A 26,621-nucleotide genomic window follows, 5' to 3' on the forward strand; every position below is an offset into this window, starting at 1 on the left:
GCTGGGCATCTCCCCCTCAAGGGGGGAGATCGGCCAGGAGCGATGCCTCGCTCCCAAGACAGATTTAGGATTGCAGCAGCCGGCTCGAATGCGGCCATCTCTTGCGGTCATTGTTTGGGGAAGGCCGTGCATCCTTCGATCTCCCCCCTTGAGGGGGAGATGGCCGGCAGGCCAGAGGGGGGTAGCCACGAATTCCACGGTCAAACCTTCCTCGCAAACCGGTCCGTCGCGCGGATCAGCTGGTCGGTAATGCCGGGTTCCGAGACCGCATGCCCCGCACCTTCGATGATGTGGAAATCCGCGTCCGTCCAGACTTTCGAAAGCTGCCAGGCATATTTCAGCGGGCAAGGCATGTCGTAGCGGCCGTGCACGATGACGCCCGGAATGCCCTTTAGCTTTGTCGCGTCGCGCAACAACTGCCCGTCTTCCAGCCAGCCGGCATTCATGAAGAAGTGGTTTTCGATGCGCGAGAAGGCGAGGGCGAAATGGTCGTCATCGTGATCCGACGCCAGTTCGGGGCTCGGCAGAAGCGTGATGGTCGAGCCCTCCCAGACGCTCCAGGCCTTGGCGCAGCGGATCTGCTCGGCCTTGTCGGTGCCGGTGAGGCGGCGGTGGTAGGCGGCCATCATCTCGTGGCGCTCGTTTTCCGGAATGGGGGCGACGAAGGCCTCCCACTTGTCCGGGAACATTTCCGATACGCCGAACTGGTAGTACCAGTCGAGTTCCGGCCTGGTCAGCGTATAGATGCCGCGCACCAGAAGTTCGGTGACCCGCTCGGGATGAGTTTCAGCATAGGCAAGCGCCAGCGTCGAACCCCAGGAGCCGCCGAACACCTGCCATTTTTCGACGCCGACCATCTGCCTGAGCCGCTCGATGTCGGCGACCAGATGCCAGGTGGTGTTGGCGTCCAGGCTTGCATGCGGCGTGGACTTGCCACAGCCGCGCTGGTCGAACAGCAGCACGTCGTAGAGGTCGGGGTTGAAGAGCCGCCGCTGGTTCGGATTGCAGCCGCCGCCCGGGCCGCCATGCAGGAAGACGGTCGGCTTGGCGCCCGGCTTGCCGACCCGCTCCCAATAGATCACATGGCCGTCGCCGACATCCAGTTGCCCTGTCGCGTAGGGTTCGATCTCGGGATAGAGCGTGCGCAGGATTTCGGTCATAGATGCAGGCCCTTTGCCGGCCAGTTTTCGGTATCGTGATCGGGATGCTGGAAGGAGATGATCTGCTCCTGCTTGACGGCGTCTTCGCCGCTGTCGCGCACCGGCTGGTCGAAGATCGTCGTCACCCACGGTATATGCGAGGCATAGTTCACCTGGATCTTCGGGGCGAGGTCGCCGCGGTCGTCGAAGGCGCCGATCGCCAGTTCCAGCCCGCCGGGGTAACGGTAGGTGAGCGGCGTGCCGCAATTCTCGCAGAAGCCGCGGTCGATATTCACCGATGACTGGAAATATTTCGGCTCGCCGCGGGTCCATTCGATGCCGTCCTTCGGCGCTGTCACCAACGGCCCGAAAAACCCACCGAAGGCCTTCTGGCACATGCGGCAATGGCAGATCGAGGCGCGGCCGAGCTCGCCGTGGATGCGGAAGCGCACGGCGCCGCACTGGCAACCGCCTGTTCTCAAAGTTTCGGTCACTGTCTGTCCTCCTTGGGAGCGATTTCGGGGGGAGCGGTTTCGGGCGGCCATGTTTCGGTGTCGTGATCGGGATGCTGGTAGGAGACGATGTCGTCGAGGAACGGCGCCGAGGCGACGTCGTCCATGGTATCCCGCTCGGGAAGTTCATGCAGGTGGTCGACAAAGCCGATCTTGCCTTCCACGCCGAACTGCACGACCGGAGGAAGCTGGCCTGGCTCATCGAAACTGCCGGCGGAAATAGCGATGCCGTCGGCCGCCTCATAGGTCATCGGCGTGCCGCAGTTTTCGCAAAACCCGCGCCGCACATGGTTCGACGAGTGGAAATATTTGAGCTGGCCGCGCGTCCAGGTCAGCTCCGCCTCGCCGGCCGCCACCAACGGCGCGTAATAGGCGCCGAACGCCTTCTGGCACATGCGGCAATGGCAGATCGAGGCATCCGGCGCATCGCCCACCAGCCGGAAGCGGATCGCGCCGCACTGGCAGCCGCCGGTCCGAACGGCATCGCTCATGAGCGGCCCTCCGCATGCCCGTTCCTGCGCGGCCAGACCTCGGTATCGTGGTCGGGGTGCTGGTTGCTGCTCGCCGAGATCGTCTCTTCTTCCTGCGGCGTCATGTCCATCTTTGCATCGTGATGCAGGCTGTCGAGGGTCCCGAACCAGGGCATCTTGTGGGCAAGATTGGTCTGCACCTCCGGCTTCACCGATTGCGGATCGTCGAGGGAACCGAGCGTGATGCTGATATGATCGCTCGATCCGTCATAAAAGAGCGGCGTGCCGCATTTTTCGCAGAAGCCGCGCCGTACCGTTTCCGATGACTGGAACCAGGCCGGCTCGCCGCGTGTCAGCTTGAAATTTTCGTACATCACCCCGCCAAGCGGCATGAAATAATTCCCCGCCGCCTTCTGGCACATGCGGCAGTGGCACAGATGCGGAAACCCGAGCTCCCCTTCCGCCCGGTATCTCACAGCGCCGCACTGGCAGCCGCCGGTGTGGATCTGGGTCATTGACTGTCCTCCCCGACGATTTTCACGATATGGAGACAAACATTGTCGATGTCTTTCAGAACGTCGTCGTTCCAGAAGCGCAGGACTGTCCAGCCATCCTGTTCCAGGCGCTGGGTTCGCTCCGCGTCGTACCGAAGATCCTCGTCGTTGCCGTGCTGCGAGCCATCGACCTCAACGATGAGGTGGTGCGTCGGGCAGGCGAAATCCACGATGTAACCCGCAATCGGCAGTTGGTGTCGAAAGCTCAGACCCATCAGGCGGTGGGCGCGCAATTCGTTCCAGAGCTTCAGTTCGGCATCGGTCAGCGCCTTGCGCATGCGCCGGGCATTGGCGCGGCGCTGCGGCGGGATGGGGGCATGCGGCATATCATGCTCCTTATCGGCTCGGAGCGCGTGGTTACCCCCCTCTGCCCTGCCGGGCATCTCCCCCACAAGGGGGGAGATCGGAGTGTGGCGAACACACTCGCCTACATTGGATGTCGCAATCTGGGATAGGTGTTCTCGCAAGGCAAGCCGAGTTTTCAAATTCCGAAGGTTGAAAGGCTGCTGCGAATTAGTGTGTGGGGATCTCAGGGCGTGAGCGCGGCGAAGAAGGCGATCAATGTCCGGGCAAGCGGGCGCGCCCAGCCGATCTCCCCCCTTGTGGGGGAGATGCCCGGCAGGGCAGAGGGGGGTATGCCGCGCCCGCATCGCCATCCTATTGCCTGAGCTCCAGCACCATCACACGCCTTCCGGTGCGTGACACACCGCCTCGATATTGTTGCCGTCGGGGTCAAACACGAAGGCGCCGTAGTAGTTCGGGTGGTAATGCACGCGCAGGCCGGGCGGGCCGTTGTCACTGCCGCCGGCTGATATCGCCGCGGCATAGAAGGAGTCCACCTCGGCCCGGCTCCTGGCGGTAAACGCAACGTGCTGGGAATGGCCGGGGACTGGTTTGTCCTCGTGCAGCCAGTAGATCGGCCGCTCGCGTCCGTAGCCGCCGACCTTGACGCCGCCCGTATATTCGGCCGGCACCATGTAAAGCAGCGAGGCGCCGAGCGGCGCGAAGGCTGCATCGTAGAATGCTCGGGCCCGGTCGAAATCCGCGACCTTGATGCCCATGTGATCGATCATCGCCTTGCTCCTCGCGCGTTGTTCCAGGAGGTGAAGCTTACCGCTTCACCTCCCAGGTCGTCACCCTCTCGCCCGTTGCCGGGTCCTTGCCGTCCTTCAGCTGGATGCCCTTGTCCGACAACTCGTTGCGGATCCTGTCGGCCTCGGCGAAATTTTTCGCCTTCAGCATTTCGAGCCGCAGGGCGACCAGCGCGTCGACGGCGGATGCCAGCGCCTCGTCGACCTCGGTTTTTTCAGGCAGCACGCCAAGAAACGCGGCACTGGCGGCAAACACCGCAAGTGCGTCCGGATCGCCGTGAGCTTCCTGCGCCAACGCGTGAAGTGCCTGCACGGCTGCGACCGTGTTGAGGTCGTCGGCAAGCGCGTTCACCACCGTGTCGCAAGGGGTGGCACCGGAAACCTCCGCCGCCGGCCACTTTGCCAGAAGGCGCTCGGCCTCTTCCAGCCGCTTCACCGAAAAATCGATCGGCTCGCGGTAGTGCGTCATCAGCATGGCAAGCCGCAGCACTTCGCCCGGCCATTGGCGGCCGCCGAATTTTTCGGTGTGCAGCAGGTCATAGATAGTGATGAAATTGCCCTCCGACTTCGACATCTTGCGGCCTTCGACCTGCACGAAGCCGTTATGCATCCAGACATTCGCCATCACCTCCGTGCCGTGGGCGCAACGCGACTGGGCGATCTCGTTTTCATGGTGTGGGAAGATCAGGTCGAGCCCGCCGCCATGGATGTCAAACACCTCGCCGAGATAACGCCGGCTCATCGCTGAGCACTCGATATGCCAGCCCGGACGGCCGCGGCCCCAGGGACTTTCCCAGCCGGGCTCGTTATGGGAGGAGAGCTTCCACAGCACGAAATCGCCGGGGTTTTTCTTGTGCGCATCGACGGCAACGCGGGCACCAGCCTGCTGTTCGTCGAGCGGACGCTTGGAAAGCTGGCCGTAATCGGCCATCGACTTGGTGTCGAACAGCACTTCGCCTTTTGCGACATAGGCATGGCCGTTGCCGATCAGCTTCTCGATGATCTCGATCATCTCGGCAATGGTGTCGGTGGCACGCGGCTCGACGGTCGGCTTCAGATTGCCGAGCAGGGCGACGTCCTCGTGGTACTGCGTCTCGGTCTTTTCCGTGACGAGGCGGATCGCCTCGTTGAGCGGCAGGCCGGGATGGTCGCGCAGCGCCCGCGCGTTGATCTTGTCGTCGACGTCGGTGATATTGCGGGCATAGATGACGTGGGCCTCGCCATAGACATGGCGGAGCAGCCGGAAGAGCACGTCGAAGACGATCGCCGGTCGGGCATTGCCGATATGGGCATAGTCGTAGACCGTCGGGCCGCAGACATACATGCGTACGTTCTGGGGGTCGATCGGCGTGAACGCCGTCTTTTCACGGGTCAGCGTATTGTAGAATCTGAGCGGAATGCTCATCGAAAAATCTCCCCAACAGTCTCGCACGGCGAGCATCCGGTCGAGCGGGATGCCGAAAAGTGTACGCGGTTTTCGGACGACATCCCGCTCTCATTATCAACTAGCAGGCGGATGCTTTCGCGTTCGGGAAAACACGAAAACATCCGGCTCCGGCCGGGTCGTTTGTCTTCAAGGCTTTTCGAGAGACGAAAACGGCCGGGCCAGCGCGAACGCTAGCGGATAATGATCCCACAAATGGAAATCGCCGTTTTCATGGAAGGCGTTATGGCGCGGGCAAGCCATTTGGTCAAGTGGGCGTCGCCCGCGCCGGACGGTTGAAGCCGTCTTACGCCGTCTTGCGGCCGATGCCGTTCCGGGCGACAGTAAACAGGAAGATCAGCATTGAGATGACGGTAATGATCGAACCGATCGCGGCAAGCGCTTCGCCGCCCGTCGACACCGCCATCGCGATACCTGGCACGAGACAGAGCACGCCAAGGACTGCAAAGCCAAGATGCACCTTCGCCAGCAGGGTCTCGGCAGCCGCCGGCGTCACCGTGTAGTAGAGGCCGAAAATCGCCATGGTCGTCCAGCCGACCAGGTTCAGATGCGCATGCGCCGGCGCCATCAGATGGTCGCCTGAGATCGCCATGTGAATGCCCCAGAACATGCCGACGGTGACGCAGAGCACGGCTGCGCCGAAGAAGCAGAAAGCGATGTTTCTCATCAGATTCCCCCGAAATTTAAAGTTCCTGCGCCCTATCGCAGGACCCGCAGCATAACAGAAATCGGATTTTATACATGGGGGTACCAAAGAGGTCGGCCATTGATCTGCCGCAGGGATCAAAACATGGGCTTCGCACGTTGATGGGCGGAAAATCGTGCCCCATCGGATGGATGCCAAATGGCCAGACAGGATAGACACCGCAACATTTTCGACATCTTCTCGAGCGCCGTCGCGTTCTGGTCGGGTAAACCCGTCACCTTCGTCGCCGCCGTCGTCCTGATCGTCGTCTGGGGCGTCACCGGACCGTTTTTCGGATTTTCGGAAACCTGGCAGCTGGTGGTCAACACCGGAACGACGATCATCACCTTCCTGATGGTCTTCGTGCTGCAAAATTCCCAGAACAGGGACGGTGAGGCGGTCCAGGCGAAACTCGACGAACTGATCCTGTCGAGCCAAGCCGCCAACGAGTTCATCGGAATTGAAAAGCTGGACGAGGAACAGCTTCGCAAGCTCAGCGAAAGTCTGCAACGCCGCGCCAAGACGCTGGATCAGGAGGCGGAGAACGTCTAGGGCGCGTCACCGGCCTTTGTCGGTCGGCGGATTGCTGTTGTCGAGCAGGGCCTGAGCGATGGATCTGCGCCGCGCGTCGTCGGTCATCGCGGAGCTGATCAGCCGCATCGCTTCCATGACACGGTCCCCAAGTGTTCCTTGTCGACGCGGACAATCGACCACTGCCAAACGTGGATAACCCGTGACGGAGGGGGCTTTATTCCGGCGCGCGGAAATCCACGAACCTGTTGTCGCGCACGACGAACAGGCGGCCGGTATCCTGAAGGTCGGGGGAGGCGAGGAAGAGGATCTTTTCGGCCACTTCCGAGGGATGCGGCAGGGTTTCCGGGTCTTCGCCGGGCACGGCCTGGGCGCGCATCGCGGTGCGGGTGGCGCCGGGATTGACGATGTTGACCTTGAGCGGCGTGTGATCGGTCTCGGCCGCCCAGATGCGGGCCATGTTCTCGACCGCAGCCTTGGAGACCGAATAGGCGCCCCAGAAGGCCGGCGCCTTGGAGGCGACGCCGGACGACATGATCAGCGCGCGGCCGGCATCGGATTTGGTCAAGAGCGGCTCGACCGAGCGGATCAGCCGCCAGGTGGCGGTAACATTGGTCAGCATCACCTTTTCGAACACCTTCGCTTCGATATGGCCGAGCGGTGAGATGACGCCGAGGATGCCGGCATTGGCAACGAGGATGTCGAGCTTGCCCCAGCGCTCGAAGATCGAGGCACCGAGCTTGTCGATCGCCGCCATGTCGGTAATGTCGAAGGGAACGAGGGTCGCGGTGCCGCCGGCCGCCTTGATCGCGTCGTCGAGATCCTCGAGGCCGCCGACCGTGCGGGCGGTGGCAATCACATGCGCGCCTGCTTTCGCGAGTGCCAACGCCGTGAAATAGCCGATGCCCCGCGACGCGCCGGTCACCAGCGCGATCCTGCCCTTCAGATCGATAGTCATGATTTTCCGCCCTTAGCAATACGTGCAACGGGTTACCGTTGCCGGTGGATATCTCGTGGAGGAGGCGGCCTCTTTCGCACAGGTTCGGCCTCAGACTCCCTCATCCCTGTGCTTGTCACAGCGATCCAGCCTACGCAAGTCCTTGCGCGTTGGAGAGGCGTCGTCGTCGTTGGAGACCCTGTTCATTGAGCGCCGAACCAGCCAGCCCCCCTCTGTCCTGCCGGACATCTCCCCCACGGGTGGGGAGATCGGATGGGCGCACCGCCCTCCCCAAACAACAAACGTTGCTGTCAATCGCATCAGGAGTTTGGCGGGAAGAGCATGCCGCTTGTAATCTCCCCACCTGTGGGGGAGATGCCCGGCAGGGCAGAGGGGGGCGATCTGGCTCGACGTTGATTTCAGCTTCGGGAGACGCTCACCTCACCCGTTGCTGGCCAGAACCGAAACCTTGCGGCCCATCGTCTCGCCGTCCTTGTCGAGCAGGCGGGTGGGATAGTCGCCGGTAAAGTAGTGGTCGGTGAACTGCGGCCGCGCATTGTTGCGGTCTTCGCCGCCGACGGCGCGGTAGAGGCCGTTGATCGACAGGAACTCCAGCGAGTCCGCGCCGATATACCGGCACATGGCTTCCAGGCTGTCGTACTGGTTGGCGAGCAGCTTGTCGCGGTCCGGCGTGTCGATGCCGTAGAAGTCCGGGTAATAGATCATCGGGCTGGCGACGCGCAGATGCACTTCCTTGGCGCCGGCATCGCGGATCATCCGGACGATCTTCAGCGACGTCGTGCCGCGCACCACCGAATCGTCGACGAGCACGACGCGCTTGCCCTCGATCATCGCCCGGTTGGCGGAATGCTTGAGCTTGACGCCGAAAGCGCGGATCTGCTGGGTCGGCTCGATGAAGGTGCGGCCGACATAGTGGTTGCGGATGATCCCGTATTCGAAGGGGATGCCGCTTTCCTGGGCGTAACCGAGAGCAGCCGGCGTGCCGCCATCCGGCACAGGCACGACGACATCGGCTTCGACTGGGGCTTCTTTCGCGAGGTTGATGCCCATGTTCTTGCGGGCGACATAGACGCTGCGGCCGCCAACGACGGAATCGGGGCGGGCGAAATAGACGTATTCGAACAGGCAGAGCCGCTCCGGCTGACCGTTGCCGGCCTTGCGGGCGTCGATCGAGATCGAACCGTCCGGCTGGATCTCGCAGATGATGACTTCGCCATTCTCCACGTCGCGAACGAACTTGGCGCCGATGATATCGAGCGCGCAGGTTTCCGAGGCGAAGATCGGCTTGCCGTCGAGTTCGCCCATCACCAGCGGGCGAATGCCGGTGGGATCGCGCGCGGCGATCAGCTTGGTGCGGGTGACGGCGAGCATCGAATAGCCGCCTTCCATCTGCCGGATCGCATCGATGAACCGGTCGGCGGTCGACGAATAGCGGGAACGGGCGATGAGATGCAGGACGACTTCGGTATCGGAGGTCGACTGACAGATGGCGCCGCCGGCGATCAATTGCCGGCGCAGCGTCAGGCCGTTGGTGAAATTGCCGTTATGGGCAACCGCGATGCCGCCGACTTCGAGTTCGGCAAACAGCGGCTGGACATTGCGCAGCGCGACTTCGCCGGTGGTCGAGTAACGGTTGTGGCCAATCGCGATATTGCCGGGGAGGCGGGCAAGGGTGACAGGGTCGGTGTAATGGTCGCCGACGAGGCCCATGCGGCGCTCCGAATGGAAGCGCAATCCGTCGAAGGAGACGATGCCGGCGGCTTCCTGGCCACGGTGCTGCAGGGCGTGCAGCCCGAGCGCCGTCAGCGTCGCGGCCTCAGGATGGCCGAGGATGCCGAACACGCCGCATTCCTCATGCAGCGTATCGCCATCCCATTCGTTGACGCTGTCCTCGGCGAATGTCTCGGAAACCGGCTGTTTCATCTTGGCCCCTTATCCCTGTGGACAACCTGTCCCTGTCGGAAAAATGGAAAGGCCGGCCGGGGGAGAAGCTCCCCGGAAACCAGCCTGTTTTCACTTAGATGCGAATGATACCACAAATGGTGACGTTTTGCGCTGCATCAAGCGCAAGATCACGTCAATTATTTGTCGCAGGCGCGTCATCTGCCGCCGGCTGATCCTGAGCCGGAGCGCCATCGGCAGGCGCTGCTTCCTTGCCGAGGATGCGCGCGCGGATCTGCGGCTCAATATCGGCGGGCAGTACGGCTTCGAGGCGGGCGACCAGCGTATCGAGGAACGGCTTCGATTTCGCCTGCGTCACCCAGGTCGGCTGGGCATTGGCGGCCACCAGCCAGTTCCAGAATGCGACAGCGACGACGAGCAGCAGGATGCCGCGAGCGGCGCCGAACAGGAAACCAAGCGTCCGGTCGAGCGCGCCGATGCGGCTGTCGATGATGAAATCGGCGATCCGCGTGGTGATGAACGAGATGACGATCAGCGCGATCAGGAAGATGGCGCCCGCGGACGCGGCGATCGCGATGCGCTCGTCACTCAGGTGAGGTTTCACATAGGGCAGAACCAGGGGGTAGAGGTAATAGGCGGCGGCGATTGAGCCGGCCCAGCTCGCGATCGACAGCACCTCTCGCGAAAAGCCGCGAACCATGGCGAGAACGGCGGAAAACAGCGTCACAGCGATGACGATACCATCGAAAATCGTGATGGGCATATATGATCTACTCCAGACTTGCCGACTTCAAGACTTGCCGGCTTTTAGCCCGGCGCCCCGCCTTACCGCAGCCGTCATACATCAGCGGGCTTGTTAACGGAAGATCAATCATCTTCCGGCGTTTGTCTCAGCTTGGCGGCGGAACCGGCAATGCGCGATACCAGATCCGGCAGGTCCTCGATCGTCACCCAGCGTCCGTTGGCACCCTTCGGCACCTCGGCGGAGGTGGCCGGCAGCATCGCCCCTGAAAAACCAAGTTTCTCAGCTTCCTTAAGGCGTTGAGCGGTCTGAGACACAGGTCGCACAGCGCCCGAGAGGCTGATTTCGCCGAAATAGACGCAATCGGCCGGCAGGGCAAGGCCGGCAAGCGACGAGACCAGTGCGGAAGCGACCGCAAGATCGGCCGCCGGTTCGGTGATGCGGTAGCCGCCCGCGACGTTCAGATAGACGTCGTGCTGGCCGAGCTTGACGCCGCAATGGGCCTCCAGCACCGCGAGAATCATCGACAGGCGTGACGAATCCCAGCCGACCACGGCGCGCCTGGGCGTGCCGAGCGAGGTCGGCGCGACCAGCGCCTGCACCTCGACCAGGACCGGCCGCGTGCCCTCCATGCCGGCGAAGACCGCAGCACCTGGTGATTTCGAGTTGCGCTCGCCGAGGAAAAGTTCGGACGGGTTGGTGACCTCGCGCAGGCCCTTGTCGGACATTTCGAAGACGCCGATCTCGTCGGTCGGCCCGAATCGGTTCTTGACGGTGCGCAGGATGCGGTAGTGGTGGCCGCGGTCGCCCTCGAAATAGAGGACCGCATCGACCATGTGCTCGACGACGCGTGGGCCGGCGATCTGGCCTTCCTTGGTGACGTGGCCGACGAGAACCATGGCCGCCCCCGTCTGCTTGGCAAACCGGATCATCGCCTGGACGCCGGTGCGCACCTGGGTGACGGTGCCAGGCGCCGAGTCGGCCGTGTCGCTCCACAGCGTCTGGATCGAATCGATGATGACAAGGTCGGGACGCTTGCCTTCGCCGATGGTGGCGAGGATGTCTTCGACATTGGTTTCGGCGGCCAGCAACACCTCGGTATCGGCGGCATCCAGGCGCTGGGCGCGCAGGCGCACCTGCGCCACCGCCTCTTCGCCCGAGACATAGATGATCCGGTGGCCGCGGCGGGAGAGGGCGGCGGCCGCCTGCATCAGAAGCGTCGATTTGCCGATGCCCGGATCGCCGCCGACCAGCACCGCCGAGCCGCGCACGAAGCCACCGCCGGTCGCCCGGTCGAGCTCGGAAATGCCCGTGAAGATGCGCGGCGCTTCCTCGGTCTCGCCCGACAGGGTGGTGAGCGCCACCGCGCGGCCCTTCTTCGGCACCTTGCCTGGCCCACTACCGATGCCGCCCATCTGGTCGTCTTCGATAATCGTGTTCCACTCGCCGCAGCCGTCACACTTGCCGGCCCAGCGGTTATGCACCGTGCCGCAGTTCTGGCACACGAATTGGTTTTTTGCTTTTGCCATGGGATCAGTTGCCGCCTTCGATATTCACAAAATTCCACCGTGAACAAAAGCGGAACTTTTCTTGTCTAATCCGAAAATGCAGATGATGGCAAGGAGGAAGGGAGTTATTCGGCCTCGATGTACCGCCGCTCATAGCGCAGGCCGAGGCTGGTCAGCAGTTCGTAGCCGATCGTGCCGGCGGCGCGGGCGACGTCGTCGAGGGCGACGTTGGGGCCGAACAGTTCGACATAGTCGCCGGCCTGGATGTCCGATGCCGGGATATCGGTGACGTCGAAGATCGTCAGGTCCATGGTGATGCGGCCGATGACCGGAACCTCGCGGCCGGCGATGAAGCCGAAGCCGCCCTGACCGATGGTCTGGCGCAGCGGCACGCCGGAGCCGGAGAGTGCGCGTTTGTAGCCGTCCGCGTAACCCGCAGAGACGATCGCCAGCCGGCTGTCGCGGGAGAGCTGATAAGTGCCGCCGTAGCTCACCGTCTCGCCCTTTTTGCCGTCGCGGATCTGGATGATGCGGGCTTCCGCCTTGGCGACCGGCTTCATCGGGTTCGGCACTCCGACCACCGCTTCGCCGCCATAAAGCGCGATGCCGGGGCGGGTGAGATCGAAATGATAGTCGGGGCCGAGGAAGATGCCGGCAGATGCCGAAAGACTCGTCTCGATGCCTTCGAAAGCCTCCGCGACCTTCTGGAAGGCCGAAAGCTGTTTCTGGTTGAGCGGCGAGGAGGGGGTATCGCCGCTGTGGAGATGCGAGAGCACCAGGACCGGCGAGAAGCTTGCCGGACGCGACACGTCGTCGGAGAAGGCGATGGCGTCCTCGAGCGGCAGGCCGAGCCGGTTGAAGCCGGTGTCCACCTGCAGCGCGCAGGGGTGGTCGCCATATTCCGCCGTCACCGACATCCAGAAGGCCAGCTGTTCCTCGGAGGCCAGAACGGGCACCAGATCGTGTTCGAAGAACATCCGCTCCTGGCCGGGCCAGATGCCGGAGAGTACGTAGATCCGGGCGTCGGGCGCATAGGTGCGCAGCGTCACGCCTTCCTGCACCACTGCCACGAAGAAATCCCGGGCGCCGGCCTCGTAAAGCGTGATGCCGCAATCCTCCAGCCCGAGCCCGTAGGCATCGGCCTTGACGACGGCCGCCGTCCGCGCCGTTCCCGAACGCCGCGCCATCTCCCGCCAATTGTCGCCAAGCGCACCCAGATCGACCGTCAGCCGCACGGGCGCGATGTCGAAATCGTCGGGATAGGAAAGCTCGCTGTCGAAATCGGTCATGTCGGCTCGTAGGGCGTGAGGATTGGGGGCATGAGGACGTTGCAGCGATCCTACCGGTTTCGAAGGCAGGAAAAAGACCGCGCCCGCAAAATCTTTCGCGCTGCACAATCTTTTAGGCCGTGGATGCCGCAGACCTGTCACAAGCGCTGGAATATGCCCGCCCCCCTCTGGCCTGCCGGCCATCTCCCCCTCAGGTGGGGAGATTACCCGCGGCACGACCTTCGCTTCCCAATAAACCTCAGGCGGGACAGCGCTCGGATCGGAGAAGCCTGACGTGAGACTGTGGGCAGGCGCCCAGCGGATCTCCCCACCTGAGGGGGAGATGGCCGGCAGGCCAGAGGGGGGCGGGCGGGCTCAAATATTGACGATGAAAACCCCAATCCCGCTGAGACGATCCGAAACTTGCCATCGGCCGAAAAATGATATCGGCGACCGCCCTGATCAATGCTCTTCGTACTGAGTGAAGCTCGGGTCGGCCAGATCGGCGAAGCGGGTGTATTCGGACTGGAAGGCGAGCTTGACGGTGCCGGTCGGTCCGTGGCGCTGCTTGGCGATGATCACGTCCGCGGTGCCCTTGACCTTGTCCATCAGCACTTCCCATTCGGGATATTTCGGGTCGGCGATGTCGCGTGGTTCCATGTTCTTCACGTAATATTCCTCGCGGAACACGAACAGCACGACGTCGGCGTCCTGTTCGATCGAGCCCGATTCGCGAAGATCGGAGAGCTGCGGGCGTTTGTCGTCGCGGCTTTCCACCTGGCGCGAGAGCTGCGACAGTGCGATGATCGGCACGTTCAACTCCTTGCCGAGCGCTTTCAGGCCGGTGGTGATCTGGGTGATTTCCTGAACGCGGTTCTCGCCGGATTTACCCGAGCCGGTCATCAGCTGGATATAGTCGACCACCAGGCAATCGAGGCCGCGCTGGCGCTTCAGGCGGCGGGCGCGGGCGGAAAGCTGGGCGATCGAGATACCGCCGGTCTGGTCGATGAACAGCGGCACCTTCTGCATCATTTGGCTGCAGGCGACGAGCTTTTCGAAATCCGCCTCGGTGATGTCGCCGCGGCGGATCTTTGACGAGGAGACTTCCGTTTGCTCGGAGATGATACGGGTGGCGAGCTGTTCGGCCGACATTTCGAGCGAATAGAAGCCGACGACGCCGCCGTTCTTGGCCTTGTACGAACCGTCCGGCTGGACTTCCGGCTCGTAGGAGGCGGCAATGTTATAGGCGATGTTGGTGGCAAGCGAGGTCTTGCCCATGCCGGGGCGTCCCGCAAGCACGATCAAGTCGGAGCGCTGAAGCCCGCCCATCTTGCTGTCGAGCGACATGATGCCGGTCGAGACACCGGAAAGATGGCCGTCTCGCTCGAAGGCCTGGCCGGCCATGTCGATCGCAAGCGCCACCGCATCGTTGAACGACTGGAAACCGCCGTCGTAACGGCCGTTTTCGGCGAGCTCGAACAGCCGGCGTTCGGTATCCTCGATCTGCGTCTGCGGCGGCATGTCGAGCGGCGCGTCGAAGGCGATGTTGACCATGTCCTCGCCGATGGTGATCAGCGCGCGGCGTAGCGCCAGGTCGTAGATCGCCCTTCCGTAGTCCTCCGCATTGATGATCGACACGGCTTCGGAGGCGAGGCGGGCGAGATATTGCGCCACCGTCAGGTCACCGACCTTGTCGTCGGCGGGCAGGAAGGTCTTGATCGTCACCGGGTTGGCGGTCTTGCCCATCCGGATGATGTCGCCGGCGACCTCGAAGATCTTGCGGTGCAGGGGCTCGTAAAGATGGACGGGCTTCAGGAAATCGGAGACGCGGTAATAGGCGTCGTTATTGACCAGGATCGCGCCGAGAAGCGCCTGTTCGGCCTCGATATTGTTCGGGGCTTCGCGGTAATGCGGCTCTGCCGGCTGGATGTTGGCGAGCTTGCGTACTGCGTCGTTCATGGTCTTCTGTCCGTTCTGTCCTGCTGCCAAGCCGTCGGTTCTAACGGGTTGCGAGGCGTCCTGAAATGATTCAGTTCGCTACACACAGTGATTCACAGGCCAACCATAAAATTGCGGAGGACGGCACGAATCCGGTTGACTGTGGCAATCGGCGAATCGCTGGTGCGACGCTTCATTCTACACGTTGAAAAGAGACAAAAAAACGCCCGGACCTTCCGGGCCGGGCGTTCTTTGAAATGCTTTGGAAAAGACGATTATTCGTCTTCGCCGGCGCCGTCGGCTTCCGGATCGAAGAAGTCTTCCGGACGCAGCGCATCTTCGTCGACGCCGTAGATGGCGTCGGCCGAGGTGAGGCTTTCGCCCTGGGACTGGCGTTCAGCTTCTTCCGTCGAGCGGGCGACGTTCAGCTGGACCGAAACTTCGACTTCCGCATGCAGGTGCAGGGAGACCTTGTGCAGGCCGATTTCCTTGATCGGCGTGTTGAGGTCGACCTGGTTGCGGCCGATGGTGAAGCCTTCGGCAGCGAGCGCTTCGACGATGTCGCGGGCAGCAACCGAGCCGTAGAGCTGGCCGGTTTCGCCGGCGGCGCGCACGACGACGAAGGACTTGCCGTCGAGAACTTCGGCGACCTTCAGGGCTTCGCCCTTGCGCTCGAGGTTGCGGGCTTCGAGCGTGGCGCGCTCGGATTCGAAGCGCTTCTTGTTGGCTTCGTTGGAGCGGAGAGCCTTGCCGAGCGGCAGGAGGTAGTTACGGGCAAAGCCGTCGCGAACCTTGACGGTTTCGCCCATCTGGCCAAGCTTCGGTACGCGTTCAAGCAGGATGACTTGCATGGTTTAGGTTTCCTTTCGATCAGTCGGTTCTTGTTTTTCAGTTCTTGTTTTCGGTGGTCTTGTTGTCGGGGCTCGCGCCGGTCTTGAGCGGAGTGAGCGCGATCGTCCGTCTCGTATCGGAAAGCCCCAGGATGAGGATCGCGATCGCCGGCAGGACGAGCATGGAAGAGAGGTAACAGAGGACGAGGACCGGGATGCGCCAGTCCTTGCCGAGGCTGCGGAAATGCAGGGAAGCGAAACCGGCCATCAGGAAGCCGGCGCCGAACGTGCCACAGATCGTCGCGCCGATCATCGCCGGGACGCCGCCGAGGAAGCAAAGCACGATGCCGCCGAGGAAGATGAAGATCGCATGCCGGTTCATCCGGAGCGCCGACGGCATGTCCTCGCGCGGACGCAAGGCACGGCCTGAGCGCGACACGATACGCACGGCGATGTAGAAGGCGGCAAACAGCAGCGTCACCCAAACGCCGCCCTGGACGAGCGGCAACATCAGCACCAGCAGCGACTTGGTCTGCGCCATGCCCGCCGGTTCCGGCGTAAAGGCCGGCTCCTGGGCCTTGAGGGCCGCAGTCATCGCATCGACCATCTGGTCGGTAAGTTCCGGGCCATAGCCGATCGCGACCCCAAGCGCGATGACGGCGATCGTCACCAGGCCGCAGAGATGCAGAAGGATATCCGAGATCGGGTACCAGGCCATCAGGTTGTCCGGGCCGCCGAGTTCGGAGGCGGGACGCGCGAGATTGGCGAGATGCGAAAGCCAGCCCGCCGGGATCAGCGTGAACACCGCCATGGCGACCGCAAACATAGGCGAGACGAGGATGGCGCCGAGAATGCCGGCGGTCGCGATGCCGATGACGGCGGCGCGATTGCCCCAGCCGAGGCCGGCGATGAAGATCGGAAGCGAGGAGGCGGCGTAAAGCAAGGACGCAAACGACAGTTGCGCATTCGCACCCAGCACGAGCAGGGTGGCGGCAATGCCGGCAAGAATGCCGGTGGGCAGCACTGTCTGTATCTTGTTCGTCACGGTCTCGCTGTCCTGCTTTTTGAAGCAGTTAGGGGATCACACCTGAATCACTGTCTCAGGTACTTCATCCCCAACATGGGATTTGGAAAGTTCCGATCCGCGCCCATCGCGGAAGGGATAGACCCGCTGACTCTTAATCAGCGGGTCCGGTATTCGTAATTACGCTACGACGTAGGGCAGCAGGCCGAGGAAGCGGGCGCGCTTGATCGCCTGGGCGAGTTCGCGCTGCTTCTTCTGGGAAACGGCCGTGATGCGCGACGGAACGATCTTGCCACGCTCGGAAATGTAGCGCTGCAGGAGGCGTACGTCCTTGTAGTCGATCTTCGGCGCATTGGCACCCGAGAACGGGCAGGTCTTGCGGCGGCGATGGAACGGACGGCGTGCCTGGGAGGAGGATGATGATACGTCAGCCATGGTCTTTTCTCCTTAGCCTCTATTACGCACGGTCTTCGCGGGGACGGCGCTCGAAGCCGCCTTCACGCGGACCACGGTCCGGACGGTCGCCGAAGCCGCCTTCGCGGCGCGGAGGACGGTCGCCGAATTCGCGGCGCGGGCCACGGTCGTCGCCATCGCGGCGCGGGCGGTCGTCACGGTCGCGCTTCTGCATCATCGCCGACGGACCTTCTTCATGCTTCTCGACGGCGATCGTCATGTAGCGAAGAACGTCTTCGTTGATGCGCATCTGGCGTTCCATCTCGTGCACGGCCGGAGCCGGTGCGTCGATGTCCATCAGGGCGTAATGAGCCTTGCGGTTCTTGTTGATGCGGTAGGTGAGGGACTTGAGGCCCCAGTTTTCAATGCGCCCGACTTTGCCGCCGTTAGCTTCGATGACGCCCTTGTACTGTTCGACGAGGGCATCAACCTGCTGAGCGGACATATCCTGCCGGGCAAGGAATACGTGTTCATAAAGAGCCATGTAAGCTTTGCCTTTTCTTGCGGTTGTCTACCCGGACCTCGGCGGCTAAGCCTCAACGACTGCTCCTGAACGGGAAAACCCCAGGCAAGAAAAGTGTTGTTATCGAGACGGTCGAGAGCGGAGACACGGGAGGCTTGGACCCTATGGTCCCTGCGGCTTGCCTTGCGGCGAACCTGCCCTCCGTTCAGCCACCAGCCAGAAGACCGGGTGTTGCGAACAGTGCGCTTATACGGATTTTTGGCGAGATGGCAAGGCCGTTCCTCGAACTTCCGCCCGTCATCCGCCTTGTACGCTTGCTGATCGATGTAGCGCCGCTCTCGCCCGGAGGCTTCGTTCGAAAATCACGCGTGCTCAGCCTGGCATGGTGGCAAGCGTCAGCACGAAGAATTCGCGGTAGCAGAAGCCGGGATCGTCAAGCAGCCTCTCAGGATTGGCGGCAACGCCCTGCCAGGTGGCGAAATCCTCGGACGGCAGCGGGTATTGCGGCGCGACCGTCGCGAAATAGGAAAGCAGGTTGCGGACATAGGCCTTGGTGTCCGCACCGCAATCGGCCCAGCGCTCCACCAGGAAACCGCGTGCGGTGATGTCCGTCAGCCCGGTTGCGCGAAGGCGCGAGGCGATGCCGGTTCCCGAGCCGGTGCCGAGTACGCCTTTGGTGGCGAAGGTCGCCAGCCGGATATTCATGAAGCGCGAAAAGGCGCCGCTATCCATCGGCAGGACCTGGAGGATATGCGAGTCGAATTCCTTGATCGCCAGCAGGCCGCCGGGTTTGAGGACGCGCCGCGCTTCGGCGACGGCGGTCTCGAATTCGGCCGGCGTCAGGTATTGCGCGACATTGGCGATCCAGACGCAGTCGAACGCCGCGTCCGGAAAGGGAAGATCGAGGAGGCTGCCGACCTTGGTGACGATACCGGAGGGGAGGCGGCCTTCCCGGGCAAGCGTTTCCACCCTGGCGATGTTTTCGGGTGCCAGGTCAAGGGCGGTGATCGCCCCCTCCGTTCCCACGAACTCGGCAAGCAGCGGAAGGAAGTCGCCCCCGCCGCAGCCGGCGTCGAGCACCGACCATCCGGTTTTTATTCCGACGCTCGAGAGCGCGTGCTCGTATTCCGCCCGCGACGAACGGTAATGAAGATCGAGCCAGGAAGCGTCGCTCGCCTCGTGGCCCGTCGATGTTGTCCTGGCTCGTGACATGGCTTTGCTCCCCCCGAATGCATGCCCTATCTTACAGCGGCATCGGATATTGACGATGGACCTTGGCGATGTCCGCGAACACCTCGTCAGACAGTGTCACGTCGGCCGCCGCCATGTCATGCTTCAGCTGGGCGACGGACGTTGCGCCGACGATGATCGACGTCATGAAGGCGCGCGATAGGCAGAAGGCGAGCGCCATCTGGGCGAGGTCGAGGCCGTGTTTGGCCGCGACCTCGATATAGGCCTTCACTGCCGGCTCCTGATAGGGCGTCAGGCGGCCGCCGAGATCCTTGTTGATCGTGGCGCGCGAGCTTTCCGGCCTTGCGCCGTTCTGATACTTGCCGGTGAGGATGCCGGCGGCGAGCGGCGAATAGGCCATCAGCCCGACGCCCTCGTGGTGCGCGACCTCGGCGAGGTCGAGATCGAAGTGCCGGTAGAGGAGATTATATTCGTTCTGCAGCGAGGCGATGCGCGGCAGGGCCTTTTTCTCCGACAGCCGCAGGTACTTCATCGCGCCCCAGGCGCTTTCGTTGGAAAGGCCGACGGCGCGGAGCTTGCCTTCCTTCACCAGATCGCCGAGCGTCTCGAGAATCTCGGCGATTTCGGCCGCCGCCTTGTCGCGGTCCTGCTGCGTGACGTCGAAGGTCCAGGAATTGCGGAAATGGAACGTGCCGCGGTTCGGCCAGTGGATCTGGTAGAGGTCTAGATAATCGGTCTGCAGGCGGGTCAGGCTGGCGTCGACCGCCTCGCGGATGGTGGCGGATTCGATGTCACGCCCATCGCGGATATGCGGACGGCCGCTGCCGGCGATCTTCGTGGCGAGGACGAGGTCCTTGCGCTTGCCGCTCTTTTTCAGCCAGGTGCCGATATATTCCTCGGTGCGGCCATAGGTGGCGGCGCTGACCGGCGTGGTCGGATAGAGTTCGGCAGTATCGAAGAAGTTGACGCCGTTCTCGAAAGCGTGGTCCATCTGCTCATGGGCTTCGGCTTCCGAATTCTGGGTGCCCCAGGTCATGGTGCCAAGGCAGATTTCCGACACGGACAAGTCCGTGCGGCCGAGTTTTTTATACTTCATGGAAATGAGATCCCGTTCTCAAAAAGTCGGCGGCACTCTAAGCCGGATTTGATGAAGCGCAAGGGGACAACAGGTTGTAAAAGGGCTCGAAAACCGCGCTGCCCTTGACTCTCCGGGCCGGAATGTGAATGGAGAGGCAAAACATAAGGGAAGGAAATCATCCCCATGAGCACGATCGCATTCACGTTCCCCGGCCAGGGCAGCCAGGCCGTCGGCATGGGCAAGGATCTGGCGGAGGCTTTTCCCGAAGCCCGCGCCGTCTTCGATGAAGTCGACGAGGCGCTCGGCCAGAAGCTTTCCGACATCATGTGGAATGGTCCGGAAGAAACGTTGACGCTGACCGCCAATGCGCAGCCGGCGCTGATGGCGGTCTCTGTCGCAGCGATCCGGGTGATGGAAGCGCGCGGCCTGAAGCTCGCCGACAAGGTTGCCTTCGTTGCCGGCCATTCGCTCGGAGAATACTCGGCGCTGTGCGCTGCCGGCACTTTTTCGCTGGCCGATACCGCACGCCTGCTGCGCATCCGCGGCGACGCCATGCAGTCGGCGGTTCCGGTCGGGCAGGGCGCCATGGCGGCGATCATCGGCCTTGAACACGGCGACGTCGACGCGATCTGCGCTGCGGCCCGCGATGCCGGCGTCTGCCAGATTGCCAACGACAATGGTGGCGGCCAGCTCGTCATCTCCGGCTCCAAGGCAGCTGTCGAGAAGGCAGCCGGGCTTGCGACCGAAAAGGGCGCCAAGCGCGCCATCATGCTGCCGGTCTCCGCACCTTTCCACAGCGACCTGATGGCGCCGGCCGCCGACGCCATGCGTCACGCGCTCGACAAGGTGGAGAAGCATAATCCGGTCGTGCCGGTAATCGCCAACGTGCGTGCCGTGCCGGTCTACGATGCCGACGAGGTCGCCACGCTGCTGGTCACCCAGGTGACGGGCCAGGTCCGCTGGCGCGAGACGGTGGAATGGTTCGGCGCCAACGGCGTGACCACTCTTTATGAGATCGGCTCGGGAAAAGTGCTGACCGGCCTTGCCCGCCGCATCGACAAGAATATCTCCGGCATTGCCGTCAACACGCCGGCCGATATCGAAGCCGCGCTCACAGCCATCATGGGCTGAAACCAGAGACACGCGAAGGAACACGATCATGTTTGATTTGACCGGCCGCAAGGCATTGGTGACGGGCGCAACCGGCGGGCTCGGCGAGGAGATCGCCCGGATGCTGCATAGCCGAGGCGCCACCGTCGGCCTGCATGGCACCCGCGTCGAAAAGCTCGAAGCTCTGGCCGGCGAACTCGGCGAGCGCGTCAAGATCTTCCCGGCAAATCTCACCGACCGCGCCGAAGTGAAGGCGCTCGGTGAGAAGGCCGAGGCCGAGCTCGAAGGCGTCGACATCCTCGTCAACAATGCCGGCATCACCAAGGACGGCCTGTTCGTGCGCATGAGCGACGACGACTGGGACAAGGTCCTGGAAGTCAACCTGACGGCGGTCTTCCGCCTGACCCGCGAACTCACCCATCCGATGATGCGCCGCCGTTATGGCCGCATCATCAACATCACCTCCGTGGTCGGCATCACCGGCAATCCGGGCCAGACCAATTACTGCGCCTCCAAGGCTGGCATGATCGGCTTCTCCAAGTCGCTCGCCCAGGAAATCGCCACCCGCAATGTGACGGTCAATTGCGTCGCACCGGGCTTCATCGACAGCGCGATGACCGGCAAGCTCAACGATAAGCAGAAAGAGGCGATCCTCGGCGCCATTCCGATGAAGCGCATGGGCGCCGGTTCGGACATCGCGTCTGCGGTTCTTTATCTCGCCTCCAACGAGGCGGGTTACGTCACCGGCCAGACCCTGCATGTCAACGGCGGCATGGCGATGATCTGATTGAGTGCCGCCTTCAAGAAAACACGTTGCAAACGGTTGTTGGCGGCTGTGCAATGGAACAAATTCTGGCTTTGCTGAACACGGAAACCATGTTAAGCGGGCCATGACTGTGAATGGTCACCCTGATATGCAGGCCGTCATATTGCGTGAGCGCGATAGGATTGGAACCTGAAAAGGGGAGAACGGGTTTGCCCGCATCGGCGCTGAACAAGCGGCGGTCGCAGGTTTTTAACAGGGTGCGGATGCCAATCGGGCATTCGATAAAGACAAAGGTCGAGGAAACCGACATGAGCGATATCGCAGAACGCGTGAAGAAAATTGTTATTGACCACCTCGGCGTCGACGCCGACAAAGTCGTCGAAGGCGCAAGCTTCATCGACGATCTTGGTGCGGACTCGCTCGACACCGTCGAACTGGTCATGGCTTTCGAGGAAGAATTCGGCGTTGAAATCCCCGACGATGCCGCCGATTCCATCCTGACCGTCGGCGACGCTGTGAAGTTCATCGAGAAGGCTCAGGCCTGATCGACCCGACATAGAGGGGATGGCGCCGCAAGGCAGATCCCGCAAACGGCCCGCTTGTTCGGGCCGTTTCAGCAATTGGGGCTTGGGCCCTGAAAAATCGAGAAAAATTATAGGGTAGGGCACTGGCGATGAGACGGGTCGTTATCACCGGTACCGGCATGGTATCTCCTCTCGGATGCGGAACGGAAGTCAGCTGGTCGCGGCTGCTTGCCGGCGGCAATGCCGCCCGCGTCGTCACTGAATTCGAGGTCGAAGACCTTCCCGCAAAAATCGCCTGCCGCATTCCTGTCGGCGACGGCTCCGATGGCACGTTCAACGTTGACCAGTGGATGGAGCCGAAGGAACAGCGCAAGGTCGATCCCTTCATCATCTACGGCGTGGCCGCTGCCGAGATGGCGCTTGAAGATGCCGGCTGGCATCCGAAGACCGACGAGGACCAGATCGCCACCGGCGTGCTGATCGGCTCGGGCATCGGCGGCCTCGAAGGCATTGTAGAGGCAGGCTATACGCTGCGCGACAAGGGTCCGCGCCGCATCTCGCCCTTCTTCATTCCCGGCCGGCTGATCAATCTGGTCTCCGGCCAGGTGTCTATCCGCCACAAGCTGCGCGGTCCGAACCACGCCGTCGTCACTGCCTGTTCCACCGGCGCGCACGCCATCGGCGATGCGGCCCGGATGATTGCCTTCGGCGATGCCGAGGTGATGGTCGCCGGCGGCGCGGAATCGCCTATCTGCCGCATTTCGCTGGCCGGGTTTGCCGCCTGCAAGGCGCTTTCGACCCAACACAACGACGATCCGCAGAAGGCTTCGCGCCCCTATGACCGCGATCGCGATGGTTTCGTCATGGGCGAGGGTGCCGGCATCGTGGTTCTGGAAGAGCTGGAACATGCCAAGGCCCGCGGCGCCAAGATCTACGCGGAAGTGGTCGGCTACGGAATGTCCGGGGACGCCTTCCACATCACCGCGCCGTCGGAAGACGGCGACGGCGCGTTCCGCTGCATGACTGCGGCGCTGAAGCGTGCGGGTATTTCGGCGTCGGACGTTGACTACATCAACGCCCATGGCACCTCGACCATGGCCGACACGATCGAGCTTGGCGCGGTCGAGCGTCTGGTCGGCAATGCGGCCTCGAAGATCTCGATGTCGTCGACCAAGTCGGCGATCGGCCATCTTCTCGGTGCTGCCGGTGCGGTCGAGGCGATTTTCTCGGCGCTCGCCATCCGCGACAATATCGCGCCGCCGACGCTCAACCTCGACAATCCCGATGTCGAGACGGCGATCGACCTGGTGCCGCACAAGGCCCGCAAGCGCGAGATCAATGTGGCGCTGTCGAACTCCTTCGGTTTCGGCGGCACCAACGCATCTCTCGTGCTGCGCCGCTACGAGGCCTGATCTTTCGGGCCTGATCTCTGGCGCCTCGATCTTTGGGCCGAACTTTTCGGGCATGGATCGTTTCGGCCCCTGAAACATATGCCGGCTGGACTCGCGAGCCGGCTCGTATCATCTTCTGGACCTGTTTTTCGCCGCATTGGTTGGCCAAACAGCGGGTTGCAAGTCTTTGAGTCTGTAGGGGGCGTTAACCCCGGGGGGCGCGGTTGAACGATACGAATCATGTCAGTGAACTGCCGCCCGGCAATGGCAGGGGGCCGATTATTCCGAAATCGCCGAACGAGGCCCTGAAGCCCGAACGTGTTCCGGAACCGCCCCGCCGTTCCAAGAAGGCGCGCAGCCAGGTCGTCATCTTCCTGAATTTCGTGATGACCATGGTCGTCGTTCTCTGCGTGATCGGGATTGCCGGCTTCTACTACATGATCTCGGCGTTCCAGCAGCCGGGCCCGCTCGAAGCCAACACTCATTTCATGGTCCGCCCCGGCAACAGCAACTCTGAAATTGCCAGCAATCTGGAGCGCAACGGCATCATTTCCGATGCGCGCATCTTCCGCTACATGACTGCCACCTATCTCCGCAACGGCGAGACGCTGAAGGCCGGCGAATACGAGATCAAGGCACGCGCCTCCATGAAGGACGTCATGGGCGTGCTGGAAGGTGGCAAGTCGATCCTCTATTCCGTTGTTTTTCCTGAAGGCCTGACCGTCAGGCAGATGATGCTGCGGCTTGCCGAGGACCCGGCTCTCGAAGGCGACCTGCCGGCCGAACTGCCGCAGGAAGGCAGCCTGCGCCCCGACACGTACAAGTTCACGCGCGGCAATAAGCGGGCCGACATCATCCAGCAGATGCGCGTCGCACAGCAGAAGCTGGTCGATCAGATCTGGGAGCGCCGCGATCCCGGCCTGCCGATCAAGACCAAGGAAGAATTCGTCGTGCTCGCTTCGATCGTCGAGAAGGAGACCGGCAAGGAAGACGAGCGCGCTCATGTGGCCTCCGTCTTCATCAACCGGCTGCAGCGCGGCATGCGCCTGCAATCGGATCCGACGATCGTCTACGGCATCTTCGGCGGCGAGGGAAAACCTTCCGACCGGCCGATCTTCAAGTCGGACCTCGCCAGGCAGACGCCCTACAACACCTACCAGATCAAGGGCCTGCCGCCGACGCCGATCTCCAATCCCGGGCGCGCCGCGCTGCAGGCCGTGGCCAATCCCTGGCGGACCAAGGACCTCTATTTCGTGGCCGACGGCACCGGCGGTCATGTGTTCGCCGCGACGCTCGAGGAACACAATGCCAACGTCCGCCGTTGGCGTAGAATGGAATCCGAGCGCGCCGCAAACCCGGAAGTGGTGGACGGCCAGCCGGATGGCGACGAAGCGGAAAAGCCGCCGAAGAGCAACTGACCGCTTCCTTTAAAGCATGATCTGGAGACACCGATGACATTGCAGTCCATGACCGGTTTTGCCCGCAGCGAAGGCACGAGCGGGCGCAACCGTTACGCATGGGAACTGCGCTCGGTGAACGGCAAGGGCCTCGATATAAGGCTGCGTCTGCCGCCCGGCCTCGAACGCCTGGAGCCGGACGTCCGCCGGCTGATCACGGAGAAGTTTTCACGCGGCAATCTGCAGGCGACCCTCACCCTCACCGTTGCCGAGACCAAGGTGGAAGCGGTGCTGAACCGCGATGCGCTGGCGGCCGTGCTGGCGCTGCGTGCCGAACTCGGAAATCTCGTTGATCCGTCGCCGCTCAGGCTCGACACGCTGATGGGCATTCGCGGCCTGGTCGACATCCGCGAGGCAGAAGAAGACGAGGAGACGGTCGCGGCACGCGATACTGCAATCCTCACGAGTCTCGACGAGGCGATCGGCCATCTGCAGCGGATGCGCGAAGGCGAGGGCACGGCGCTTGCAGCCGTGCTGAAGAGCCAGGTCGCCCGCATCGCCGAGCTCGCCCAAGTCGTCGAGGCAGATCCTTCCCGCACGCCGGAAGAGATCGCCCGCAAGCTCTCCTTCCAGCTCGCAGCGCTTCTCCAGGAGGCGCCGACGCTCGACCGCGACCGGCTGCATGCGGAGGCGGCGCTGCTTGCTACCAAGGCCGATCTGCGCGAAGAGATCGACCGGCTGAAGGCCCATGTGGCGGCTGCCAACGAACTTATAGACAAGGGCGGCCCGGTCGGCCGGCGGCTTGATTTCCTTGCACAGGAATTTAACCGGGAATCGAATACTATCTGTTCGAAGTCCAATTCGGCCGCGGTCACCTCCGCCGGCATAGAGTTGAAAGTCGTCATCGACCAGTTCCGCGAACAGGTCCAGAATCTGGAGTAAGACATGAGCCCGGCCCCATCGTCCCAGGGCAAGCCGTCCTCGCCCGTGAAGATCGCCCGGCGCGGGCTGATGCTGGTTCTTTCCTCGCCGTCGGGCGCCGGCAAGTCGACGATCGCCCGCAATCTCCTGGATGCGGATCGCAGCCTCGAAATCTCGATCAGCGTCACAACGCGGGCCAAGCGGCCGAGCGAGATCGCCGACAAGCACTATCATTTCATCACCGTGCAGCAATTCGAGAAGATGCGCGACGCCGGGGACCTGCTCGAATGGGCCGAGGTGCACGGCAATTTCTACGGTACTCCGCGCGAGCCGGTGGAACTGGCGATGAGCGAAGGCCGCGACATGCTGTTCGACATCGACTGGCAGGGCGCCCGCCAGCTGCAGGAAAAGATGGCGGCCGACGTCGTCTCCATCTTCGTGCTGCCGCCGACCATGACCGAACTGCAGTCGCGCCTGCACCGCCGCGCCGAGGACTCCGAAGAGGTGATCCGCACGCGGCTCCTGAATTCCCGCGCCGAGATCGAGCATTGGCGGGAATACGACTACGTCATCGTCAATGACGATCTCGACGAGGCTTTCGGGCATGTCAGCTGCATCGTCAACGCCGAACGCATCCGCCGCGACCGCCGCCACGGCCTGTTCGATTTCGTCAGCGAACTGCTGACGGAAGAGCCGAAGCTTTAAGCTATTCGAAGGTCACGTTGCGGAGG

29 protein-coding genes and 1 pseudogene are annotated in these 26,621 nt (G+C 62.7%); 9 read left to right on the plus strand and 21 right to left on the minus strand.

Annotated elements, in window-relative coordinates; genetic code table 11:
• Nucleotides 1-200: 200 nt before the first annotated feature.
• Genes pip through ACZ9IU_RS07480 form a run of 5 tightly spaced genes read right to left on the minus strand, consistent with a single transcriptional unit; the run spans nucleotide 201 to nucleotide 3,001 of the window.
• On the minus strand, nucleotides 201-1,160 hold the full coding sequence (gene pip, locus ACZ9IU_RS07460) for a prolyl aminopeptidase (protein ID WP_038541606.1): 960 nt from the start codon (nucleotides 1,158-1,160) through the stop codon (nucleotides 201-203).
• Complete coding sequence (locus ACZ9IU_RS07465; RefSeq protein ID WP_038541609.1) at nucleotides 1,157-1,633, minus strand: GFA family protein; 477 nt, start codon at nucleotides 1,631-1,633, stop codon at nucleotides 1,157-1,159. The genes pip and ACZ9IU_RS07465 overlap by 4 nt, the downstream gene beginning before the upstream one ends.
• The gene (locus tag ACZ9IU_RS07470) at nucleotides 1,630-2,142 is read right to left on the minus strand and encodes a GFA family protein (RefSeq protein ID WP_038541612.1); all 513 of its coding nucleotides are present in this window, start codon (nucleotides 2,140-2,142) and stop codon (nucleotides 1,630-1,632) included. Before ACZ9IU_RS07470 ends, ACZ9IU_RS07465 begins: the two co-directional genes overlap by 4 nt.
• On the minus strand, nucleotides 2,139-2,636 hold the full coding sequence (locus ACZ9IU_RS07475; protein WP_038541616.1) for a GFA family protein: 498 nt from the start codon (nucleotides 2,634-2,636) through the stop codon (nucleotides 2,139-2,141). Before ACZ9IU_RS07475 ends, ACZ9IU_RS07470 begins: the two co-directional genes overlap by 4 nt.
• Nucleotides 2,633-3,001 (minus strand): endonuclease domain-containing protein, encoded by a 369-nt coding sequence (locus ACZ9IU_RS07480; RefSeq protein ID WP_038541618.1) that lies wholly within the window; start codon nucleotides 2,999-3,001, stop codon nucleotides 2,633-2,635. The genes ACZ9IU_RS07475 and ACZ9IU_RS07480 overlap by 4 nt, the downstream gene beginning before the upstream one ends.
• Before the next feature lie 25 nt (nucleotides 3,002-3,026).
• On the opposite strand from ACZ9IU_RS07480, the pseudogene ACZ9IU_RS07485 reads away from it, so the two are divergent.
• Nucleotides 3,027-3,310 (plus strand): annotated as a pseudogene (locus ACZ9IU_RS07485) (hypothetical protein); the annotation flags it as partial.
• Nucleotides 3,311-3,355: 45 nt separating this feature from the next.
• Here ACZ9IU_RS07485 and ACZ9IU_RS07490 read toward each other — a convergent pair.
• The 3 genes from ACZ9IU_RS07490 to ACZ9IU_RS07500 form a co-directional block, all read right to left on the minus strand.
• Complete coding sequence (locus ACZ9IU_RS07490) at nucleotides 3,356-3,748, minus strand: VOC family protein (protein WP_038541621.1); 393 nt, start codon at nucleotides 3,746-3,748, stop codon at nucleotides 3,356-3,358.
• 37 nt (nucleotides 3,749-3,785) lie between these two features.
• Entirely contained in the window at nucleotides 3,786-5,171 is a 1,386-nt protein-coding gene (gene cysS, locus ACZ9IU_RS07495; RefSeq protein ID WP_038541624.1) for a cysteine--tRNA ligase, read from the minus strand.
• Between the two features lie 325 nt (nucleotides 5,172-5,496).
• A complete protein-coding gene (locus ACZ9IU_RS07500; protein ID WP_038541626.1) occupies nucleotides 5,497-5,877 on the minus strand; it encodes a hypothetical protein in 381 nt (126 codons plus the stop codon).
• Between the two features lie 177 nt (nucleotides 5,878-6,054).
• On the opposite strand from ACZ9IU_RS07500, the gene ACZ9IU_RS07505 reads away from it, so the two are divergent.
• Nucleotides 6,055-6,447 (plus strand): low affinity iron permease family protein, encoded by a 393-nt coding sequence (locus ACZ9IU_RS07505; RefSeq protein WP_038541629.1) that lies wholly within the window; start codon nucleotides 6,055-6,057, stop codon nucleotides 6,445-6,447.
• Nucleotides 6,448-6,643: 196 nt separating this feature from the next.
• Here the strand turns inward: ACZ9IU_RS07505 and ACZ9IU_RS07510 are convergent, their stop codons facing one another.
• The 12 genes from ACZ9IU_RS07510 to ACZ9IU_RS07565 all read right to left on the minus strand — a co-directional run bounded on the left by ACZ9IU_RS07510 (nucleotide 6,644) and on the right by ACZ9IU_RS07565 (nucleotide 19,799).
• On the minus strand, nucleotides 6,644-7,384 hold the full coding sequence (locus ACZ9IU_RS07510) for an SDR family NAD(P)-dependent oxidoreductase (RefSeq protein ID WP_038541632.1): 741 nt from the start codon (nucleotides 7,382-7,384) through the stop codon (nucleotides 6,644-6,646).
• A 420-nt stretch (nucleotides 7,385-7,804) separates the two neighbouring features.
• A complete protein-coding gene (gene purF / locus ACZ9IU_RS07515) occupies nucleotides 7,805-9,307 on the minus strand; it encodes an amidophosphoribosyltransferase (RefSeq protein ID WP_038541635.1) in 1,503 nt (500 codons plus the stop codon).
• Nucleotides 9,308-9,461: 154 nt separating this feature from the next.
• Entirely contained in the window at nucleotides 9,462-10,049 is a 588-nt protein-coding gene (locus tag ACZ9IU_RS07520) for a CvpA family protein (RefSeq protein WP_038541640.1), read from the minus strand.
• A gap of 104 nt (nucleotides 10,050-10,153) precedes the next feature.
• Complete coding sequence (radA, locus tag ACZ9IU_RS07525; RefSeq protein WP_038541643.1) at nucleotides 10,154-11,557, minus strand: DNA repair protein RadA; 1,404 nt, start codon at nucleotides 11,555-11,557, stop codon at nucleotides 10,154-10,156.
• A 104-nt stretch (nucleotides 11,558-11,661) separates the two neighbouring features.
• Nucleotides 11,662-12,825 (minus strand): alanine racemase, encoded by a 1,164-nt coding sequence (gene alr, locus ACZ9IU_RS07530; RefSeq protein WP_038541646.1) that lies wholly within the window; start codon nucleotides 12,823-12,825, stop codon nucleotides 11,662-11,664.
• Between the two features lie 441 nt (nucleotides 12,826-13,266).
• On the minus strand, nucleotides 13,267-14,763 hold the full coding sequence (locus tag ACZ9IU_RS07535; RefSeq protein ID WP_038541647.1) for a replicative DNA helicase: 1,497 nt from the start codon (nucleotides 14,761-14,763) through the stop codon (nucleotides 13,267-13,269).
• A gap of 254 nt (nucleotides 14,764-15,017) precedes the next feature.
• Nucleotides 15,018-15,593: a 50S ribosomal protein L9 gene (gene rplI, locus ACZ9IU_RS07540; protein ID WP_038541650.1), complete on the minus strand. Its 576-nt coding sequence runs from the start codon at nucleotides 15,591-15,593 to the stop codon at nucleotides 15,018-15,020.
• A 37-nt stretch (nucleotides 15,594-15,630) separates the two neighbouring features.
• Nucleotides 15,631-16,617 carry a hypothetical protein gene (locus ACZ9IU_RS07545; RefSeq protein WP_038541653.1) on the minus strand — a complete coding sequence of 329 codons (987 nt, stop codon included), beginning with the start codon at nucleotides 16,615-16,617 and terminating at the stop codon, nucleotides 15,631-15,633.
• 159 nt (nucleotides 16,618-16,776) lie between these two features.
• Nucleotides 16,777-17,031, minus strand: coding sequence for a 30S ribosomal protein S18 (rpsR, locus tag ACZ9IU_RS07550; protein WP_007771634.1), 255 nt, complete (start codon nucleotides 17,029-17,031; stop codon nucleotides 16,777-16,779).
• Nucleotides 17,032-17,053: 22 nt separating this feature from the next.
• Nucleotides 17,054-17,533, minus strand: a complete 480-nt coding sequence (gene rpsF / locus ACZ9IU_RS07555; protein ID WP_038541657.1) for a 30S ribosomal protein S6 — start codon at nucleotides 17,531-17,533, stop codon at nucleotides 17,054-17,056.
• 351 nt (nucleotides 17,534-17,884) lie between these two features.
• On the minus strand, nucleotides 17,885-18,724 hold the full coding sequence (locus ACZ9IU_RS07560; RefSeq protein WP_038541660.1) for a class I SAM-dependent methyltransferase: 840 nt from the start codon (nucleotides 18,722-18,724) through the stop codon (nucleotides 17,885-17,887).
• Between the two features lie 31 nt (nucleotides 18,725-18,755).
• Entirely contained in the window at nucleotides 18,756-19,799 is a 1,044-nt protein-coding gene (locus ACZ9IU_RS07565) for an aldo/keto reductase (RefSeq protein WP_038541663.1), read from the minus strand.
• 165 nt (nucleotides 19,800-19,964) lie between these two features.
• Between ACZ9IU_RS07565 and fabD the strand changes: the two genes are divergently transcribed.
• The gene (gene fabD / locus ACZ9IU_RS07570; RefSeq protein ID WP_038541666.1) at nucleotides 19,965-20,912 is read left to right on the plus strand and encodes an ACP S-malonyltransferase; all 948 of its coding nucleotides are present in this window, start codon (nucleotides 19,965-19,967) and stop codon (nucleotides 20,910-20,912) included.
• A gap of 28 nt (nucleotides 20,913-20,940) precedes the next feature.
• A complete protein-coding gene (gene fabG, locus ACZ9IU_RS07575) occupies nucleotides 20,941-21,678 on the plus strand; it encodes a 3-oxoacyl-[acyl-carrier-protein] reductase (protein WP_038541669.1) in 738 nt (245 codons plus the stop codon).
• A gap of 13 nt (nucleotides 21,679-21,691) precedes the next feature.
• Here the strand turns inward: fabG and ACZ9IU_RS07580 are convergent, their stop codons facing one another.
• Nucleotides 21,692-21,967, minus strand: coding sequence for a hypothetical protein (locus ACZ9IU_RS07580; protein WP_157885096.1), 276 nt, complete (start codon nucleotides 21,965-21,967; stop codon nucleotides 21,692-21,694).
• Between ACZ9IU_RS07580 and ACZ9IU_RS07585 the strand changes: the two genes are divergently transcribed.
• From ACZ9IU_RS07585 to gmk, 5 genes are all read left to right on the plus strand, one after another.
• Entirely contained in the window at nucleotides 21,966-22,202 is a 237-nt protein-coding gene (locus ACZ9IU_RS07585; RefSeq protein WP_003502080.1) for an acyl carrier protein, read from the plus strand. The two genes, ACZ9IU_RS07580 and ACZ9IU_RS07585, sit on opposite strands and share 2 nt — an antisense overlap.
• 128 nt (nucleotides 22,203-22,330) lie before the next feature.
• Entirely contained in the window at nucleotides 22,331-23,593 is a 1,263-nt protein-coding gene (fabF, locus tag ACZ9IU_RS07590) for a beta-ketoacyl-ACP synthase II (RefSeq protein ID WP_038541672.1), read from the plus strand.
• 203 nt (nucleotides 23,594-23,796) lie between these two features.
• Nucleotides 23,797-24,990, plus strand: a complete 1,194-nt coding sequence (mltG, locus tag ACZ9IU_RS07595; protein WP_038541675.1) for an endolytic transglycosylase MltG — start codon at nucleotides 23,797-23,799, stop codon at nucleotides 24,988-24,990.
• A gap of 33 nt (nucleotides 24,991-25,023) precedes the next feature.
• Nucleotides 25,024-25,911: a YicC/YloC family endoribonuclease gene (locus ACZ9IU_RS07600; RefSeq protein WP_038541678.1), complete on the plus strand. Its 888-nt coding sequence runs from the start codon at nucleotides 25,024-25,026 to the stop codon at nucleotides 25,909-25,911.
• 3 nt (nucleotides 25,912-25,914) lie between these two features.
• Nucleotides 25,915-26,595, plus strand: coding sequence for a guanylate kinase (gene gmk, locus ACZ9IU_RS07605; RefSeq protein WP_038541680.1), 681 nt, complete (start codon nucleotides 25,915-25,917; stop codon nucleotides 26,593-26,595).
• Nucleotides 26,596-26,621 lie beyond the last annotated feature (26 nt).

This window comes from Mesorhizobium sp. USDA 4132, from assembly GCF_056279545.1.

Excerpts from the sequence above, each read along its gene's own strand:
- pip (WP_038541606.1), bottom strand. The coding sequence starts at position 1,160 with ATGACCGAAATCCTGCGCACGCTCTATCCCGAGATCGAACCCTACGCG.
- ACZ9IU_RS07470 (WP_038541612.1), bottom strand. The coding sequence starts at position 2,142 with ATGAGCGATGCCGTTCGGACCGGCGGCTGCCAGTGCGGCGCGATCCGC.
- ACZ9IU_RS07475 (WP_038541616.1), bottom strand. The coding sequence starts at position 2,636 with ATGACCCAGATCCACACCGGCGGCTGCCAGTGCGGCGCTGTGAGATAC.
- ACZ9IU_RS07480 (WP_038541618.1), bottom strand. The coding sequence starts at position 3,001 with ATGCCGCATGCCCCCATCCCGCCGCAGCGCCGCGCCAATGCCCGGCGC.
- ACZ9IU_RS07490 (WP_038541621.1), bottom strand. The coding sequence starts at position 3,748 with ATGATCGATCACATGGGCATCAAGGTCGCGGATTTCGACCGGGCCCGA.
- cysS (WP_038541624.1), bottom strand. The coding sequence starts at position 5,171 with ATGAGCATTCCGCTCAGATTCTACAATACGCTGACCCGTGAAAAGACG.
- ACZ9IU_RS07500 (WP_038541626.1), bottom strand. The coding sequence starts at position 5,877 with ATGAGAAACATCGCTTTCTGCTTCTTCGGCGCAGCCGTGCTCTGCGTC.
- ACZ9IU_RS07505 (WP_038541629.1), top strand. The coding sequence starts at position 6,055 with ATGGCCAGACAGGATAGACACCGCAACATTTTCGACATCTTCTCGAGC.
- ACZ9IU_RS07510 (WP_038541632.1), bottom strand. The coding sequence starts at position 7,384 with ATGACTATCGATCTGAAGGGCAGGATCGCGCTGGTGACCGGCGCGTCG.
- purF (WP_038541635.1), bottom strand. The coding sequence starts at position 9,307 with ATGAAACAGCCGGTTTCCGAGACATTCGCCGAGGACAGCGTCAACGAA.
- ACZ9IU_RS07520 (WP_038541640.1), bottom strand. The coding sequence starts at position 10,049 with ATGCCCATCACGATTTTCGATGGTATCGTCATCGCTGTGACGCTGTTT.
- radA (WP_038541643.1), bottom strand. The coding sequence starts at position 11,557 with ATGGCAAAAGCAAAAAACCAATTCGTGTGCCAGAACTGCGGCACGGTG.
- alr (WP_038541646.1), bottom strand. The coding sequence starts at position 12,825 with ATGACCGATTTCGACAGCGAGCTTTCCTATCCCGACGATTTCGACATC.
- ACZ9IU_RS07535 (WP_038541647.1), bottom strand. The coding sequence starts at position 14,763 with ATGAACGACGCAGTACGCAAGCTCGCCAACATCCAGCCGGCAGAGCCG.
- rplI (WP_038541650.1), bottom strand. The coding sequence starts at position 15,593 with ATGCAAGTCATCCTGCTTGAACGCGTACCGAAGCTTGGCCAGATGGGC.
- rpsR (WP_007771634.1), bottom strand. The coding sequence starts at position 17,031 with ATGGCTGACGTATCATCATCCTCCTCCCAGGCACGCCGTCCGTTCCAT.
- rpsF (WP_038541657.1), bottom strand. The coding sequence starts at position 17,533 with ATGGCTCTTTATGAACACGTATTCCTTGCCCGGCAGGATATGTCCGCT.
- ACZ9IU_RS07560 (WP_038541660.1), bottom strand. The coding sequence starts at position 18,724 with ATGTCACGAGCCAGGACAACATCGACGGGCCACGAGGCGAGCGACGCT.
- ACZ9IU_RS07565 (WP_038541663.1), bottom strand. The coding sequence starts at position 19,799 with ATGAAGTATAAAAAACTCGGCCGCACGGACTTGTCCGTGTCGGAAATC.
- fabD (WP_038541666.1), top strand. The coding sequence starts at position 19,965 with ATGAGCACGATCGCATTCACGTTCCCCGGCCAGGGCAGCCAGGCCGTC.
- fabG (WP_038541669.1), top strand. The coding sequence starts at position 20,941 with ATGTTTGATTTGACCGGCCGCAAGGCATTGGTGACGGGCGCAACCGGC.
- ACZ9IU_RS07585 (WP_003502080.1), top strand. The coding sequence starts at position 21,966 with ATGAGCGATATCGCAGAACGCGTGAAGAAAATTGTTATTGACCACCTC.
- ACZ9IU_RS07580 (WP_157885096.1), bottom strand. The coding sequence starts at position 21,967 with ATGTCGGTTTCCTCGACCTTTGTCTTTATCGAATGCCCGATTGGCATC.
- fabF (WP_038541672.1), top strand. The coding sequence starts at position 22,331 with ATGAGACGGGTCGTTATCACCGGTACCGGCATGGTATCTCCTCTCGGA.
- ACZ9IU_RS07600 (WP_038541678.1), top strand. The coding sequence starts at position 25,024 with ATGACATTGCAGTCCATGACCGGTTTTGCCCGCAGCGAAGGCACGAGC.
- gmk (WP_038541680.1), top strand. The coding sequence starts at position 25,915 with ATGAGCCCGGCCCCATCGTCCCAGGGCAAGCCGTCCTCGCCCGTGAAG.